The organism is Pseudomonas sp. SWRI77, from assembly GCF_014269105.1.
GTDB lineage: Bacteria > Pseudomonadota > Gammaproteobacteria > Pseudomonadales > Pseudomonadaceae > Aquipseudomonas > Aquipseudomonas capeferrum.
Genome location: NZ_JABWRV010000070.1, coordinates 1 through 517 on the forward strand (window position 1 = coordinate 1; position 517 = coordinate 517).

The 517-nt window shown below is 64.2% G+C and carries 1 protein-coding gene; it reads right to left on the minus strand.

Features of this window, described 5'->3' with window-relative positions:
* Positions 1-517 (minus strand): AMP-binding protein (locus HU766_RS26005; protein ID WP_186661855.1); only part of this gene is annotated, 517 nt, incomplete at both ends.

A 517-nucleotide genomic window follows, 5' to 3' on the forward strand; every position in this document is an offset into this window, starting at 1 on the left:
GGTGACGCCTTCGCTGCGGATCACCTGACGCAGGTACTCCGGATCGCGATGGCCACCGGGACGAGCCATGACCAGGCGTGCGCCGGTTTGCAGCGGCCAGAGGAACTCCCACACCGACACGTCGAAGCTGAATGGGGTCTTCTGCAAGACAACGTCTTCTGCGCCGAGGTTGTAGGCGTCCTGCATCCACTGCAGACGGTTGACCACACCGGCGTGCTCGTTCATCACACCCTTCGGCAAGCCGGTGGAGCCAGAGGTGTAGATCACGTAGGCCAGATGACGCGGGGTCAACGTAGGAACTACCGGGTTGCTGGAAGGCTGCGCATTCCAGGTTGGCTGGTCCAGATCAATAAGCTGGGCCGCCTCCGGTACGTGGCGCGTAGCGCTGTGCACCAGCACCGCCACTGGCGCGCTGTCGCTCAGCATGTGGCGCACGCGTTCGGTCGGGTAATCCGGGTCCACCGGCACATAGGCGCCGCCCGCCTTGAGGATGGCCAACAGGCCAACCACCATCGAC